At 71.3% G+C, this 14,522-nt stretch carries 12 protein-coding genes; 9 read left to right on the top strand and 3 right to left on the bottom strand.

The features are described 5' to 3' along the window. The first annotated feature begins 9 nt into the window (after positions 1-9). Positions 10-1,065, top strand: a complete 1,056-nt coding sequence (gene pheS / locus HF999_RS11330; protein ID WP_168545985.1) for a phenylalanine--tRNA ligase subunit alpha — start codon at positions 10-12, stop codon at positions 1,063-1,065. Positions 1,066-1,125: 60 nt separating this feature from the next. Then, complete coding sequence (pheT, locus tag HF999_RS11325) at positions 1,126-3,594, top strand: phenylalanine--tRNA ligase subunit beta (protein WP_168545984.1); 2,469 nt, start codon at positions 1,126-1,128, stop codon at positions 3,592-3,594. A gap of 69 nt (positions 3,595-3,663) precedes the next feature. On the opposite strand, the gene HF999_RS11320 is transcribed toward pheT, so the two are convergent. Next, positions 3,664-5,496 carry an NAD(P)/FAD-dependent oxidoreductase gene (locus HF999_RS11320; RefSeq protein WP_168545983.1) on the bottom strand — a complete coding sequence of 611 codons (1,833 nt, stop codon included), beginning with the start codon at positions 5,494-5,496 and terminating at the stop codon, positions 3,664-3,666. A 166-nt stretch (positions 5,497-5,662) separates the two neighbouring features. Between HF999_RS11320 and HF999_RS11315 the strand changes: the two genes are divergently transcribed. Beyond that, complete coding sequence (locus HF999_RS11315) at positions 5,663-6,865, top strand: helix-turn-helix domain-containing protein (RefSeq protein WP_312854106.1); 1,203 nt, start codon at positions 5,663-5,665, stop codon at positions 6,863-6,865. A 42-nt stretch (positions 6,866-6,907) separates the two neighbouring features. Here the strand turns inward: HF999_RS11315 and HF999_RS11310 are convergent, their stop codons facing one another. Further along, the gene (locus tag HF999_RS11310; RefSeq protein WP_168545981.1) at positions 6,908-8,083 is read right to left on the bottom strand and encodes a hypothetical protein; all 1,176 of its coding nucleotides are present in this window, start codon (positions 8,081-8,083) and stop codon (positions 6,908-6,910) included. A gap of 163 nt (positions 8,084-8,246) precedes the next feature. On the opposite strand from HF999_RS11310, the gene HF999_RS11305 reads away from it, so the two are divergent. Genes HF999_RS11305 through HF999_RS11295 form a run of 3 tightly spaced genes read left to right on the top strand, consistent with a single transcriptional unit; the run spans position 8,247 to position 10,981 of the window. Further along, on the top strand, positions 8,247-9,035 hold the full coding sequence (locus tag HF999_RS11305) for an acetoin reductase (protein WP_168545980.1): 789 nt from the start codon (positions 8,247-8,249) through the stop codon (positions 9,033-9,035). A 42-nt stretch (positions 9,036-9,077) separates the two neighbouring features. Beyond that, a complete protein-coding gene (locus HF999_RS11300; RefSeq protein ID WP_312854105.1) occupies positions 9,078-10,280 on the top strand; it encodes a GAF domain-containing protein in 1,203 nt (400 codons plus the stop codon). Between the two features lie 26 nt (positions 10,281-10,306). After that, on the top strand, positions 10,307-10,981 hold the full coding sequence (locus HF999_RS11295) for a PIG-L deacetylase family protein (protein WP_168545979.1): 675 nt from the start codon (positions 10,307-10,309) through the stop codon (positions 10,979-10,981). A gap of 6 nt (positions 10,982-10,987) precedes the next feature. Here the strand turns inward: HF999_RS11295 and HF999_RS11290 are convergent, their stop codons facing one another. Next, positions 10,988-11,212 (bottom strand): hypothetical protein, encoded by a 225-nt coding sequence (locus HF999_RS11290; RefSeq protein WP_168545978.1) that lies wholly within the window; start codon positions 11,210-11,212, stop codon positions 10,988-10,990. A 165-nt stretch (positions 11,213-11,377) separates the two neighbouring features. Between HF999_RS11290 and argC the strand changes: the two genes are divergently transcribed. From argC to argB, 3 genes are read left to right on the top strand one after another with little or no spacing between them, the layout of a single operon-like run. Then, on the top strand, positions 11,378-12,412 hold the full coding sequence (gene argC / locus HF999_RS11285; protein WP_168545977.1) for an N-acetyl-gamma-glutamyl-phosphate reductase: 1,035 nt from the start codon (positions 11,378-11,380) through the stop codon (positions 12,410-12,412). Beyond that, positions 12,409-13,617 carry a bifunctional glutamate N-acetyltransferase/amino-acid acetyltransferase ArgJ gene (gene argJ / locus HF999_RS11280; RefSeq protein ID WP_168545976.1) on the top strand — a complete coding sequence of 403 codons (1,209 nt, stop codon included), beginning with the start codon at positions 12,409-12,411 and terminating at the stop codon, positions 13,615-13,617. The genes argC and argJ overlap by 4 nt, the downstream gene beginning before the upstream one ends. After that, positions 13,614-14,519, top strand: a complete 906-nt coding sequence (argB, locus tag HF999_RS11275; protein ID WP_168545975.1) for an acetylglutamate kinase — start codon at positions 13,614-13,616, stop codon at positions 14,517-14,519. The genes argJ and argB overlap by 4 nt, the downstream gene beginning before the upstream one ends. The last annotated feature ends 3 nt before the right edge of the window (positions 14,520-14,522 follow it).

Raw genomic sequence — 14,522 nt, 5'->3', positions numbered from 1 at the left:
CCCAGAGCAGTGTCGGAAGACCAGATCGCCCCCGTCGATGACCTCAGCGAAGCCGCGCTCGACGCCTTCGCCGACGAGGCCGCGCGGGCGTTCGACGCAGCGTCCGACCTCGATGCCCTCAACGCCGCCCGGCTCGCGCACCTGGGCGAGAAGTCGCCGCTCGCGCTGAGCAAGCGGGCGCTCGGGTCCATTCCCAAGGAGGACCGCAAGGACGCCGGCAAGCGGGTCAACGTGGCGCAGGGGCGCGCCCGCGCCGCCTACGAGCAGCGCAAGTCCGTGCTCGACGCCGAGCGTGACGCGGCCGTCCTCGTCTCCGAATCGATCGACGTGACGCTGCCCTCGGCCCGCGCTCCGCAGGGCGCCCGGCACCCCGTCAGCATCATCGCGGACGAGGTCGCGGACTTCTTCGTGGGCATCGGCTGGGAGATCGCCGAGGGGCCCGAGGTCGAGACCGAGCACTTCAACTTCGACGCGCTCAACTTCCTGCCGGACCACCCCGCGCGATCCATGCAGGACACCTTCTACGTGGCGCCCGAGGGCTCGCGGCAGGTGCTGCGGACCCACACCTCGCCGGTGCAGGTGCGCTCGATGCTCACCCGCGACGTGCCGATCTACGTCGCGTGCCCCGGCCGGACCTTCCGGACCGACGAGCTGGACGCCACCCACACCCCGGTGTTCAGCCAGGTCGAGGGCCTCGCGGTCGACAAGGGCCTGACGATGGCGCACCTGCGCGGCACCCTCGAGGCGTTCGCCAAGGCCATGTTCGGCCCCGAGACCACCACCCGCATGCGGCCGAACTACTTCCCCTTCACGGAACCGTCGGCCGAGGTGGACGTGTGGTTCCCCAACAAGAAGGGCGGCGCCGGCTGGATCGAATGGGGCGGCTGCGGCATGGTCAACCCGAACGTGCTGCGCGCCTGCGGGATCGACCCCGAGGAGTACTCGGGCTTCGCCTTCGGCATGGGCCTCGAGCGCACCCTGCAGTTCCGCACCGGCCTGTCCGACATGCGCGACATCGTCGAGGGCGATGTCCGCTTCACCCTGCCCTTCGGCGTCCGCGGCTAGCGTCGGACGCGACGGCCCAGAACCCCAGCACACAGCTACTCCAGGAGAAGGACTTCCACCGTGCGCGTTGCACAGTCATGGCTCACCGAGATCCTCCGCCGCGACACCCCCGAGTGGGGCGTCACGGCCGACGAGCTGGACGCGGGGTTCGTGCGCGTCGGCTTCGAGGTCGAGGAGCTCGACTCGCTCGACACCGTGTCCGGTCCGCTGAAGATCGGCCGCGTCGCGCACATCGAGGAGCTCACTGACTTCCGCAAGCCCATCCGCTTCTGCCAGGTCGACGTGGGCGAGGCGGAGCCGCGCGGCATCGTCTGCGGCGCGCGGAACTTCGCCGAAGGCGACCTGATCGTGGCCGCGTTGCCCGGCGCGGTGCTGCCCGGTGGGTTCGAGATCGCCGCCCGCAAGACCTACGACCACATCTCCGACGGCATGATCTGCTCGGTCAGCGAGCTCGGGATCGGCAACGACCACTCGGGCATCCTCGTCCTGCCCGAGGGAACCGCGCAGCCCGGCGACGACGCCAAGCCGGTCCTGGGCATGGACGACACCGTCATCGAGCTCAACGTGACGCCCGATCGCGGGTACGCGTTCTCCGTCCGCGGACTCGCCCGCGAACTCGCCTGCGGCTACGACCTCCCGTTCACCGATATCACCACCCCGTCGGCGAAGGCCGGTAGCGGGAAGGGCGGCGTGGACGTCACCGTCGAGCCCGAGTCGGGCTGCACCCGCTTCACCGCGCTGCGCGTGGAGGGCATCGACCCGAAGGCCGTGAGCCCGTGGTGGCTGCAGCGCCGCCTGCTCACCTCCGGCGTGCGTCCCATCAGCGCCGCGGTCGACGTGACCAACTACCTGATGCTGCTCACCGGCCAGCCGCTGCACGCCTTCGACGCCGACCTCGTTCGGGGTGGCCTGACGGTACGCGCGTCGCGCCCGGGCGAGACCCTCGAGACCCTCGACCACGTGACCCGGAAGCTCGATCCCGAGGACGCGGTGATCGTCGACGAGTCCGGCCCCGTCTCGCTGGCGGGCGTGATGGGCGGCGCGACCACCGAGGTCGGCGCCGGCACCGTCAACGTCATCTTCGAGGGCGCGATCTGGAACCCGGTCAAGGTCTTCCGGACCGGCAAGCGGCACAAGCTCAGTTCGGATGCCGCCAAGCGGTACGAGCGCACCGTCGACCCGGCGATCAGCGTGTGGACCGTCCGGGAGGCCGCGCGCCTGCTGACCGAGATCGCCGGCGGCACCGTCGTCGGGGAGATCACGGACCTGGGCTCCTACGACGAGCGCCCGCAGGTGACGATCGCCGCGGACCGTCCGGACCGCGTCGCCGGCATCACCTACGCCCCGGGGACGACGGTGCGCCGCCTGACCCAGATCGGCTGCGAGGTCGAGGGGAAGAGCAGCCTGACGGTGACCCCGCCGACGTGGCGTCCCGACCTGAACATGGTCGCCGACCTGGTCGAGGAGGTGCTGCGCCTCGAGGGACTGGAGCAGATCCCGCCGGTGCTGCCCGCCGCGCCGGGCGGGCGCGGGCTCAGCGCCCGTCAGCGTCGCCGCCGCGTCGTGAGCCGATCGCTCGCGCACACCGGCCACGTCGAGGTGCTGACCAGCCCGTTCCTGCCCGCCGAGGTGTTCGACACGTGGGGCCTCGACGCCGGTGATCCGCGCCGGAACACGACGAAGGTGCTCAACCCGCTGGAGTCGGACCGCCCGTCGCTCGCGACGACGCTGCTCCCGGGGCTGTTGGAGATCCTGGCGCGCAACGTCTCCCGGGGCCAGCGCGACCTTGCGCTGTACACGATCGCCGAGGTGGTCCTGCCCACCGCCGGCACGGTGGCGGTGGACCCGATCCCCGTCGACCGGCGCCCCACGCCGGAGCAGGTCGCGGAGCTCGACGCCTCGCTGCCGGTCCAGCCCGAGCACATCGCGCTCGTCTTCACCGGGCTCCGCGGCACGTCCGGTCCCTGGGGCACGGCGCGGCCCGCGGACGCCACCGACGCGTTCGAGGCGGTCCGCGAGATCGGCCGCGCGAGCAATGTCGAGCTGACCCTGCGATCCGCGCAGTTCGCGCCCTTCCATCCCGGGCGCTGCGCCGAGGTCCTCGTCGGCGACACCGTCGTGGGCCACGCGGGCGAGCTGCACCCGGCCGTGCTCGAACGCGCCGGTCTCCCGGCCCGCACGTGCGCCGCCGAGGTGGACCTGGACGCGATCCCGCTGGTGGAGAATCTGCCCGCGCCCGTGGTCTCGCCGTTCCCCGCCGTGCTGCAGGACGTGGCCGTCGTCGTCGACGCCTCGGTCCCGGCGGAGACGGTGCGGTCGGCTCTGGCCGACGGTGCCGGTGAGCTCCTCGAGGCGATCTCGCTGTTCGACGTGTTCACCGGCGCGCAGGTGGGCGAGGGCCGCAAGTCGATGGCCTTCTCGCTGCGCTTCCGCGCGGGCGACCGCACGCTCACCGAGGACGAGGCCTCGGCGGCGCGCGACGCAGCGGTGGCGAAGGCGGCCGAGCTGGTGGGCGCCGTCCTGCGCTGATCCTGACCCGGACATGGAACCGGCCCCGGCGGTGCTCGTGCTACCGCCGGGGCCGGAGTCTGTGGGTGACTAGCTGGTGTAGTGCACCTCGGCCAGCTGGTACACGGGGGTGTCGAGGCCCTCGTAACGGGCCTTGAGCTGCAGCGCCAGGTACAGCGAGTAGTGCCGCGACTGGTGCAGGTTGCCGCCCATCATCCACAGGCCGGGAACCTGCGTGGGCTTCCACATGTTGCGCTGCTCGCCCTCCCACGGGCCCGGGTCCTTGGTCGTGTCGGAGCCGAGGCCCCAGCACTTGCCCAGCTGGTCGGCGGTGTCCTGGCCCATGAGGTCGGCGGCCCAGCCGTTCATCGAGCCGTAGCCCGTGGCGTACACCACCAGGTCGGCGGGCAGCACCGTGCCGTCCTTGAGCACGACGGCGTCCTCCGTCAGGTGGTCCACGCCGCCCTTGGCCAGCTTGATGGAGCCGTCGATGATCAGGCCGGCGGCGCCGACGTCGATGTAGTAGCCCGAGCCGCGGCGCAGGTACTTCATGAACAGGCCGGAGCCGTCGTCGCCGAAGTCGAGCTCGTAGCCGGCGTCCTCGAGGCCCTTGTAGAAGTCGGCGTCGATCTCGCGGACCTTGTCGTAGATCGGCTTCTGGAACTCGTTCATGATCCGGTAGGGCAGAGAGGCGAAGATCATGTCGGCCTTGTCGGTCGTCACGCCGCTCGCGACAGCGCGCTCGCTGTACAGATCGCCCAGGCCGTGCTCCATGAGCGACTCGGACTTGATGATGTGCGTCGAGCTGCGCTGCACCATCGTGACCTCGGCGCCGGACTCGATGAGGGCCTTGCTGATGTCGAGCGCGGAGTTGTTCGCGCCGATGACCACGACCTTCTTGCCCGCGTAGGCGTCCGGTCCCGGGTGCTTGCTCGAGTGGTGCTGCTCGCCGGTGAACGTGTCCATGCCGGGGAAGTCAGGGACGTTCGGCTTGCCCGACATGCCCGTCGCGAGCACGAGCTGCTTGGGGTGCAGGGTCAGCTTCTCGCCGTCCTTGTTCACCTCGACGGTCCACTCGCCCTTGGCCTCGTCGTAGGACGCGGACAGCGCCTCGGTGCGCGACCAGTACGGCACCTCCATGACGCGGGTGTACATCTCGAGCCAGTCGCCGATCTTGTCCTTGGGGGCGAAGACGGGCCAGTTGGCCGGGAAGGGCAGGTAGGGGAGGTGGTCGTACCAGACCGGGTCGTGCAGGCAGAGCGACTTGTACCGGCCGCGCCACTGATCGCCGGGGCGGTCGTACTTGTCGACGACGAGCGCCGGCACGCCGAGCTGGCGCAGGCGGGCGCCGAGCGCGATGCCGCCCTGGCCGCCGCCGATGACGAGGGTGTCGGGCTGGACGGTGCGGCCCAGCTCGGCCTCCTCGCGCTCGCGACGCTCGGCCCAGGTGGGTGCATCCACATGGGCCCCGTGCACGGCGCCCATCGGGCGGCGCACGCCGAAGGACTCCTCGTACCCCTTGAGCTCGCGGAGCGTGGTCAGCAGGGTCCACGCGCGGTCGACGCCGTCGTCGCCCTGCCGGATCCGCAGGTGGCCCTTGCCGCGGCCGATGCTCGTCTCGAACTCGATGAAGGCCTCGGCGACATCCTCGCCGGTGGCGGGGTCGGTGGTGGCGAAGCCGGTCGGCGCGGTGTCGTCGAGCCGCTCGGTGAGCATCGCGCGGATCTGGTCGCGGCCCTCGCTGGTGTTCAGGTTCCAGGTGAAGGACACCAGGTCGCGCCAGAAGGCGCCGGGCTCGAACAGCTCCACCGCCGCGGCGATGTCGCGCGCCGACAGCGCTGCCTGGAACTGCTGAAGCCAGGCGTCGATCCGCTGCTGGGCGTCAGTGGCGCTGGTCTGTTCGGCATCCGCGATTGCGGTCATGTCTGTGCTCCTTGAGGTCGGGACTGGAGGTCGTGCTGTGGTGTGAATCACACGCCGGGTGCAAGGGGTGCGGCAAGGGTTGCGTTCCGTTGCAGATGTGACGACGCGGGCGGGGGAAAGCGGGGGCGTGGCCGCCGCGGACTGTGAGTTGAGGCACAATCGAGGGGTGGGACAAACGGTCGAGCCCGCGGTGGCTCTCGGCGAGGATCCGCGCACCTACGCGCGGCTGCTCGCCCAGGTCTACGACGCGACGATGTCGGGCGAGCGACCGCCGGCCCGTCCCCGCGAGGTGATCGGCGACTCGTGGGACCGGGTGCGGGCCGCGGGGCTACGGCCGGACGATGCCGCCGGGCCGGCGATCCACGCCGCCGACCTGGCCCGATTGCGGCGCGAGTCGGGTCTGGCCGGGATGATCGACGAGTTCACCAGTGGGCTCGCCCCGCTCACCGAGGGCGGCTCCAGCATCCTCGTGGTGGCGGATGCCGAGGGCACCATCCTGTGGCGCGGCGGACCGTCGCGGGTACTGCGCCAGGCCGACGGTCTCGGTTTCGTCGAGGGCGCTGCGTGGTCCGAGAGTCGCGTGGGCACGAACGCGATCGGCACCGCGCTCGCGGCCCGGAGCGCCGTCCAGACCTTCTCCGCGGAGCACTTCGCCCGCAGCCAGCACCCGTGGACCTGCGCCGCGGCCCCGATCCGCGACCGGCGCACCGGAAAGTTGATCGGCGTCGTCGACGTGAGCGGCCCGGCGTCCACGGTGCACCCGACCACTCTCGCCCTGGTGGCCACCGTCGCCCGGCTGGCCGAGTCCCGGCTGCACGAATCCCATCTCGCGGGGTTGGACCAACTGCGCACCGTCGCGGCTCCGCTGCTCGCGGGGATGCCCGGCCCGGGCCTCGTCGTCGATCCGCACGGATGGGTCGCGGCCGTCGGGCAGCTCTCGCCCCGGGCGCGGGTCACCCTGCCGGAGATGATGGACGGCTCGCACCTGTGGCTGCCCGAGCTGGGGGAGTGCGCCGTCGAACCGCTCCCGGGAGGGTGGCTGCTGCGGCCGGTCGACGCGGCGGGCTCCCTGGAGCGCACCCGGGTCACGGTGGATCTCCGGTCCGAGCGGTCGCCGCAGGTCAGCGTCGTGGGCTCGGGCGGGCAGTGGCGGCACGGGCTCACGCCTCGGCACGCTCAGATCCTCGAGTTGCTGGCCGACGGTACGGGGCACACCGCGGCGCAGCTCGCGTTGTCGCTCTTCGGCGACGCTTCGCGCGTGGTCACCGTCCGCGCGGAGATCTCGCGGCTGCGCCGTGTGCTGTCCGGTCTCATCGCCGCGCAGCCCTACCGCTTCGCGGACGGGGTGACGGTCGAGGTCCTGCGCTGACGGTGCGCGGTGGCACCGCGGCGGGCGTCCGGCCGCGCCGCTTCACGCGCTCTCAGTGACCGTGGCCGCGGGCTTCTCGGCAGACGGCGCCCAGCGTCGCAACCCGATCGATTCGAACCCGACCACGTACAGCAGGGTCCACAGCACCATCCAGTCGAGGAAGCCCAGCGCGTTGCCGTGGATCCCCGTCGCCGCGGCGGGCTCGTGCAGCACGTGCTGGGCGGCGAACCGGTAGTAGAGCAGGAACGTCGCGACGGCGAGGGTGAAGGTGATCGCCGTCCGCGCGAGGTGATTCGCGACGGTGCCCAGTGACGTCGGCCGGTTTCCGAACGCGTTGGCCCAGAAGATCATCCAGAACGCCCAGCAGACGCCGAGCTGGGCCGGGAACTGGTGGATCGCCGGCCCCAGATCGGCCGCCGCGGCCGAGCCGATGAGCAGTCTCGTCAACGGGAGGAAGGCGAAGTAGAGGCCGGTGCCCACGAGCACGTTCCCGACGGTGGAGATCGCCGCGACGCGGCCGGGGCGGTCGCCGCCCAGGAACTGCCACGGCTGGTTGTCCAGGCACTGTCCGGTGAGGATCACCACCACCACGATCGAGTAGAACCACCCGAGCACCGTGTCGCCGGACATCACCGGGTCGTGCGCCGCGGTCGAGAAGGCCGGGAGGCCGATCGTCAGATACAGCGCGAGCGTCGGGATCGCGATCGCCCCGATCTCGCACAGGCCGGCCCAGGGTTGCCGCAGCCCCAGCTGCGGCCACGGCCAATGCCGCCAGTTCAACACCGACATGACCCAGGTCCCGAAGCCGACGAGGACGAACAGCGCTCCGGTGAAGTACCCGAGCCCGCCGGGCCGGTCGGCCGCGAAGTCGGCGTTCGACGCACCCAGGCCGAGGGCCAGTGCCGCCGTCACGGCGATGCCGAAGACGAAGGTCGCGGCGCACAGGGCGAGTCCGCGTACGGGCTGTCGCAGCCGGTCGAAGCCGGCGAACTCGCAGACGAAGCCCGCGAACACGATGAACAGGATCCCCCAGAACAGTGCCGCGTTGAACGGGAGTGGGTAGAAGTGCCACGGGCTCGTGGTCGGATCGGCCAGGAGGTACCAGGACGCGAGCGCGAGCACGGTCACCACCACGAGATCGGCGATGCCGAACAGTGTCGCGCGGGAGGTGCCGTCAGTGATCGAGCGGCGTGGTGTGGGGTCGGTCGTCGTTGTCATGTGCTTCAGGTCACACCCTGCCGGGGTCGCCGCCCGAGGTTGCATCCGGTTGGCCCCGATCGCGGGGCGATGCAACCGTCCGCAACCTTGGTCCACGTGACCTGAGTCACATATACCGGGGTGAGGCGGAACCCCGCCGAGACGGGTATCGAAGGAGCGTGGGATGAGCGACGTGCGTGTGGCATTGGTGACGGGAGCCGGCAGGGGAATCGGTGCGGGCATCGCCCGGCGACTGGCCGCGGACGGATTCGATCTGGCCCTCGTCGATCTGACCGCCGACGGGATCGACGCCGTGGCGCGCGAGGTCCGCGACGCGGGCCGTCGAGCCGTCGCCATCACCGCCGACGTGACCGACCGCGCTGCGGTCTTCGGCGCCGTCGATTCCGCGGTAGCGGAGCTCGGTGGTCTCGACGTGATGGTCAACAACGCCGGGATCGCCCTCGTCGGCACCATCGCCGAGGCCACGGAGGCGGAGATCGCGCGCCTGTGGTCGGTGAACGTGAACGGCGTCCTGTGGGGTATTCAGGCGGCGACCGCCGCGTTCCGGGCGCAGGGCCGGGCGGAGGGGCGGGTGCGGAAGATCATCAACGCCTCCTCGATCGCCGGACACGACGGTTTCGCCATGCTCGGCCCGTACAGCGCGACCAAGTTCGCCGTGCGCGGGCTCACGCAGGCGGCGGCTCGTGAGCTGGCGAGCGAGGGAATCACGGTCAACGCGTACTGCCCGGGCGTGGTGGGCACGGACATGTGGGTCGAGATCGACCGCCGGTTCGCGGAACTGACCGGCGCCGCGGAGGGCGAGACCTACGACAAGTTCGTCGGCGGCATCGCGCTCGGCCGTGCGCAGACCCCGGAGGACGTCGCCGCGTTCGTCTCCTACCTGGCCGGCCCGGATTCCGACTACATGACGGGGCAGGCGGGACTCATCGACGGCGGGCTCGTGTTCCGGTGACCGACGCGGTGGGAGGCGGCCGTGCCCGGAGGCGGGACCGCGGTGTCTGAGCCCGCGATGGCGTTCGGTGAGGATCCGCGCGAGTACGCCCGGCTCCTCGCCGCCGTCTACGACGCCACGATGTCCGGATCGCGGCCGCCGGCTCGTCCGCGGGACGTGGTCAGCGAGTCCTGGGGGCGGGTGCGTGCCGCGGGCGTCGCACCCGACGCCGACGCTCCCCGGAACGTGCTCGACGTGTGCGCCGTCGAGCGTCGCCGCGATGCCTCGGGCCTCCGCGCCGTCGTCGACGACCTCGCCGCCGGGCTCGCGTCGTTGACCGCCGACGGTCACAACATCCTCGTGATCGCCGACCGGGACGGCACCGTGCTCTGGCGCAGCGGATCGTCGAGGGTGCTCTCCCAAGCCGATCGCCTCGGTTTCGTGCCGGGAGCGCAATGGGGCGAGAAGGAGGTCGGCACGAACGCGATCGGCACAGCGCTGGCCGCCCGCGGCCCCGTGCAGATCTTCTCCGCGGAGCACTACGCGCGCAGCCACCACGGTTGGACCTGCACGGGCGCGCCGATCCGGGACCCCCGCACGGGCCAGATCCTGGGAGTGGTCGATGTGTCGGGACCCGCGGTGACGGTGCACCCGACCACGCTCGCCCTCGTTGCGGCGGTCGCCGGTCTCGCGGAGTCCCGTCTTCGCGCGGACCATCTCCTCCGGCTCGACCGCCTGCGGACCGTCGCGGCACCGATGATCGCCGCGATGTCCGGTCCACGCCTCGCGGTCGACGTCGACGGCTGGGTCGTGGCGGTCGGGGACCTCGCGCCCCGGTCCCGGATCACGCTGCCCCAGCCGATCGTCGGCCCGTCGGTGTGGCTGCCCGAGTTCGGCGAGTGCATCGTAGACCGGTTCCCCGGCGGGTGGCTGATCCAACCCGGCGGCGAGCACGTCGTCTCGGGCGCCGGAGTCCGGGTCGTCATCGACGTGCGGCCCAGCCGGGACCCCGAGGTCGTCGTCACGGGTTCCAGTGGGACGTGGCGCCACCTTCTCCCGCCGCGCCACGTCCAGATCCTGGAGCTCATCGCGAGCAGGGCGGAGGGGTGGTCGGCCGCGCAGATCTCCGAGTCGCTCTTCGGCGATCCGGGGCGCGTGGTCACGGTTCGGGCCGAGATCTCTCGGCTGCGCCGTGGCGTGGCCGGGTTGATCGTGGCCAAGCCCTACCGGTTCGCCGAGGGGGTGTCGGTCGAGTTGCTGCGCTGATGGGACGCCCCCGCTACCGTGGGGCCATGGCTGATGCGACCTCTCCCGAGCCGGAACTGTTCCCCGAGGACTGGTCGACCGGCCTGGTGCTGGTCGCGCATCCCGACGACCCGGAGTACGGAATGGCGGCGGCGGTCGCACGATGGACCGCCCAGGGGAAGAAGGTGGCGTACGGTCTCGCCACCTCCGGCGAGGCGGGGATCGCGGGCATGACGCCCAGCACCGCCGGCCCGGTGCGCGAGGAGGAGCAACGACGGTCCGCCGCGGTCGTCGGGGTCGACGAGGTGCGGTTCTGGGGCTATCCGGACTCCCGGCTGGCGAACACGCCGGAGCTGCGGGAGTCGATTCGTCGGTCCATCGCCCGGTACGAGCCGGACATCGTGATCACGCTGTGGGGTGGGCCGGACTGGGGGCCCGGTAAGCCGAATCAGAGCGACCACATGGAGTTCACCCGGGCGGTCGCCGAAGCCGCTACGGCGGCGGGCGTCACCGCGTATCAGACGGCGCCGGATCCGGCGTACATCGTGGATGTCACCGGGTTCACCGAACGCGCCGTGGAATCGCTGGCCGAACACCGTCAGTACCTGTCCGTGCTCGACCCGCGGACGCCGGTGATCGAGCAGGCGCGGGCGCAGGTCTCCGCGGCGACGGGGCCGCGCGGCGGACTGCGGCACACGGTCGGATTCCGCGACCTGGCGTGAGGCCCCTCAGCCGAGGTGGAAGGCCTGCGTGATGTGGTTGCCGCGCCGGTGATCACCGACCAGGCTGGGGCGGCCGCGGCCCATCTTGACGAGCATGGCGCGGTTCTCCACGCGCGGCGCGAAGCCGTCGAGGACGCGGTTGACAGAACCGCGCACGCCGCCCTGGCGGCGCGGCAGCGACAGCGGCTGCGTCATGGCGTCGGGGGTGAGGTTTCGGTGGTCGTTACGCATGTGATGTCTTTCGGGTCGGCGATGCGGTTCGTTACCACCACCGAGGATGCCGACGATGCCTGACCTCGGGCTTGCCGCACCCTGTGGGAGCTCTGAGGAAGCCTTCGACACGGTGGATGAGCGCGGACTTATGAATACGCTTGCATGATGGTGCATAATCATCGCATGACTGTTTCCGTGGCGATCGCGGGCGCCAGCGGCTACGCCGGGGGAGAGATCCTCCGGCTGCTGCTGAACCACCCGCAGTACCTCTCCGGTGAGCTCACGATCGGCGCGCTCACCGCCGGCGGCAACGCCGGCAGCGCGCTGTTCGAGCACCACCCGCACCTGCTGCCGCTCGCCGACCGCGTGTTGCAGGAGACCACGCCGGAGACGCTGCGCGGCCACGACGTCGTCTTCCTCGGCCTGCCTCACGGCAAGTCCGCGGAGATCGCGGAGGCGCTGCCCCCGTCGACCCTCATCATCGACTGCGGCGCCGACTACCGCCTCAAGGACGCCGGCGAGTGGGAGCACTACTACGGCAGCAAGCACGCCGGCACCTGGCCCTACGGCCTGCCCGAACTGCCCGGCAACCGCGAGGTCCTGGCGGGTGCGTCGCGCATCGCCGTCCCGGGCTGCTACCCGACGGTGTCGACCCTCGCCTTCCTGCCCGCCGTCGCGGCCGGCATCGTCGCGCCCGAGGTCACCGTCGTCGCCGTGAGCGGCACGTCGGGCGCGGGCCGGTCCCTGCGGGTGGACCTGCTCGCCTCCGAGGCGATCGGCTCGGCGCGGGCGTACGGCGTGACCACGCACCGGCACACCCCCGAGATCACCCAGAATCTCTCGGCCGTGGCGGATTCGCCCGTCACGGTCTCGTTCACGCCGGTCCTGGTGCCGATGGCGCGGGGCATCCTCGCCACCGTCTCCGCACCCACGACGGTGACCTCCGCGCAGGCCCGGGAGGTCTACGCGAAGGCCTACGCCGATGAGCCCTTCGTGCACCTGCTCCCCGAAGGGGCGCAGCCGCAGACGAAGTCGGTGCTCGGCAGCAACGCGGTGCAGGTGCAGGTGGCCGTCGACGAGCGCGCGGGACGGCTCGTGGCCACCGCCGCGATCGACAATCTCACCAAGGGCACCGGCGGCGCCGCCGTCCAGTCCATGAACCTCGCGCTCGGTCTCCCCGAGACCGCGGGCCTGAGCATCGTAGGAGTCGCGCCGTGACCGCCGGAAGCTTCAAACTCGTTCGGAACCAGGGCGTGACGGCGCCGCTGGGCTTCAAGGCCGCGGGCATCGCGGCGGGGATCAAGGTGTCCGGCAAGCCCGACCTCGCCCTGGTCTTCAACGAGGGGCCGCACTACGCGGCGGCCGGCGTGTTCACCCGCAACAAGGTCCGCGCCGCGCCCGTGCTGTGGAGCGAGCAGGTGCTCCGGGACGGCCACCTGCGGGCGGTGATCCTCAACTCCGGGGGCGCGAACGCCTGCACCGGCCCCGGGGGTTTCCAGGACGCGCACGCCACGGCGGAGAAGGTCGCGGAGGTGTTGAGCCACTGGGGGACCGAGACCGGCGCGGGGGAGGTGGCGGTCTGCTCGACCGGCCTCATCGGCGACCGGCTGCCCATGGACAAGGTGCTCGCCGGCGTCACCGAGATCGTGCACGAGATGGGCGGCGGCCTCACCGGGGGCACCGACGCGGCGCACGCGATCATGACCACGGACACCGTGCCCAAGGAGACGGCCCTGCACCACTCCGGTGGCTGGAACGTGGGCGGCATGGCGAAGGGCGCGGGCATGATGGCGCCGTCGCTCGCCACGATGCTCGTGGTGCTCACCACCGACGTGCACGCCACGCCGCAGCAGCTCGACGAGGCCCTGCGCTACGCCACGAGCTACACCTTCGATCGACTCGACGTGGACGGCGCCACGTCCACCAATGACACCGTCCTGCTGCTCAGCAGCGGGGCGAGCGAGAAGTCCTGCACCCAGGACGAACTCAACGCGGCGGTGCGCGAGGTCTGCGACGATCTCGCCGCGCAGCTGCAGGGCGACGCCGAGGGCGTCACGAAGCGGATCCTGATCACCGTGACCGGCGCCGCCTCGGAGGAGGAGGCCCTGATCGGCGCCCGGGCCATCGCCCGCGACAGCCTGGTCAAGACCGCGCTCTTCGGCAGCGATCCGAACTGGGGTCGCGTCATGGCCGCCATCGGGATCGCGCCGATCGAGCTGGTCCACGACAAGCTGACGGTCTCCTTCAACGGGCAGCCGATCGCCGAGAACGGTTGCGGCGTACCGGGAGCGCGCGACGTCGACCTCTCCGGGCCGGAGATCGACGTCACCGTCGACCTGGGGCTCGGGCGCGGCACCGCGACGATCCGCACCACGGACCTCTCACACGCGTACGTCGAAGAGAACTCGGCCTACTCCTCATGAACGGCCCCGATCTGACCCCGCTCGAGAAGGCGGGCGTCCTCGCCGAGGCGCTGCCCTGGCTGCTCGACTTCCACGGCAAGACCGTGGTGGTCAAGTACGGCGGCAACGCCATGGTCGACGACGAGCTCAAGCGGTCGTTCGCCCAGGACATGGTGTTCCTGCGCACCTGCGGCCTGCACCCGGTGGTGGTGCACGGCGGCGGCCCGCAGATCAACGCGATGCTGGGGCGGCTCGGCATGGAGGGCGAGTTCAAGGGCGGCTTCCGCGTGACCACGCCCGAGGTGATGGACGTCGTGCGGATGGTGTTGTTCGGCCAGGTCGGCCGTGAGCTCGTCGGGCTGATCAACTCCCACGGACCCTTCGCCGTCGGCATGTCCGGCGAGGACGCGCACCTGTTCACGGCCACCCGCCGGGAGGTCGTGGTCGACGGTGCCCCCACCGATATCGGGCTGGTGGGCGATGTCACGGAGGTCAACCCCGAGGCCGTGAACGACCTCATCTCCGCCGGCCGGATTCCGGTGATCTCGACGATCGCGCCGGACGCCGACGGCGTGGTGCACAACATCAACGCAGACACGGCCGCGGCCGCCGTGGCCGAGGCGCTGGGCGCGCAGAAGCTGGTGGTGCTCACCGACGTCGAGGGCCTGTACACGAACTGGCCCGACCGGTCCTCGCTGACCTCCGAGATCGATACCGACACGCTGGCGGCCCTGCTGCCGAGCCTCGATTCCGGGATGGTGCCGAAGATGGAGGCCTGCCTGCGAGCCGTGCACGGGGGCGTCCCCACCGCGCACGTCATCGACGGGCGGGTGCCGCACTCCGTGCTTCTCGAACTGTTCACGACCAAGGGCATCGGCACGATGGTGACCGCCCCGAATCACACTGAGAAGACCTGGATCTGACAC

This window comes from Tsukamurella spumae, assembly GCF_012396015.1.
Taxonomy (GTDB): domain Bacteria; phylum Actinomycetota; class Actinomycetes; order Mycobacteriales; family Mycobacteriaceae; genus Tsukamurella; species Tsukamurella spumae.
This window is presented reverse-complemented; position numbering and strand designations above follow the sequence as displayed.

Excerpts from the sequence above, each read along its gene's own strand:
- HF999_RS11290 (WP_168545978.1), bottom strand. The coding sequence starts at position 11,212 with ATGCGTAACGACCACCGAAACCTCACCCCCGACGCCATGACGCAGCCG.
- HF999_RS11310 (WP_168545981.1), bottom strand. The coding sequence starts at position 8,083 with ATGACAACGACGACCGACCCCACACCACGCCGCTCGATCACTGACGGC.
- HF999_RS11305 (WP_168545980.1), top strand. The coding sequence starts at position 8,247 with ATGAGCGACGTGCGTGTGGCATTGGTGACGGGAGCCGGCAGGGGAATC.
- argB (WP_168545975.1), top strand. The coding sequence starts at position 13,614 with ATGAACGGCCCCGATCTGACCCCGCTCGAGAAGGCGGGCGTCCTCGCC.
- argC (WP_168545977.1), top strand. The coding sequence starts at position 11,378 with ATGACTGTTTCCGTGGCGATCGCGGGCGCCAGCGGCTACGCCGGGGGA.
- HF999_RS11295 (WP_168545979.1), top strand. The coding sequence starts at position 10,307 with ATGGCTGATGCGACCTCTCCCGAGCCGGAACTGTTCCCCGAGGACTGG.
- HF999_RS11320 (WP_168545983.1), bottom strand. The coding sequence starts at position 5,496 with ATGACCGCAATCGCGGATGCCGAACAGACCAGCGCCACTGACGCCCAG.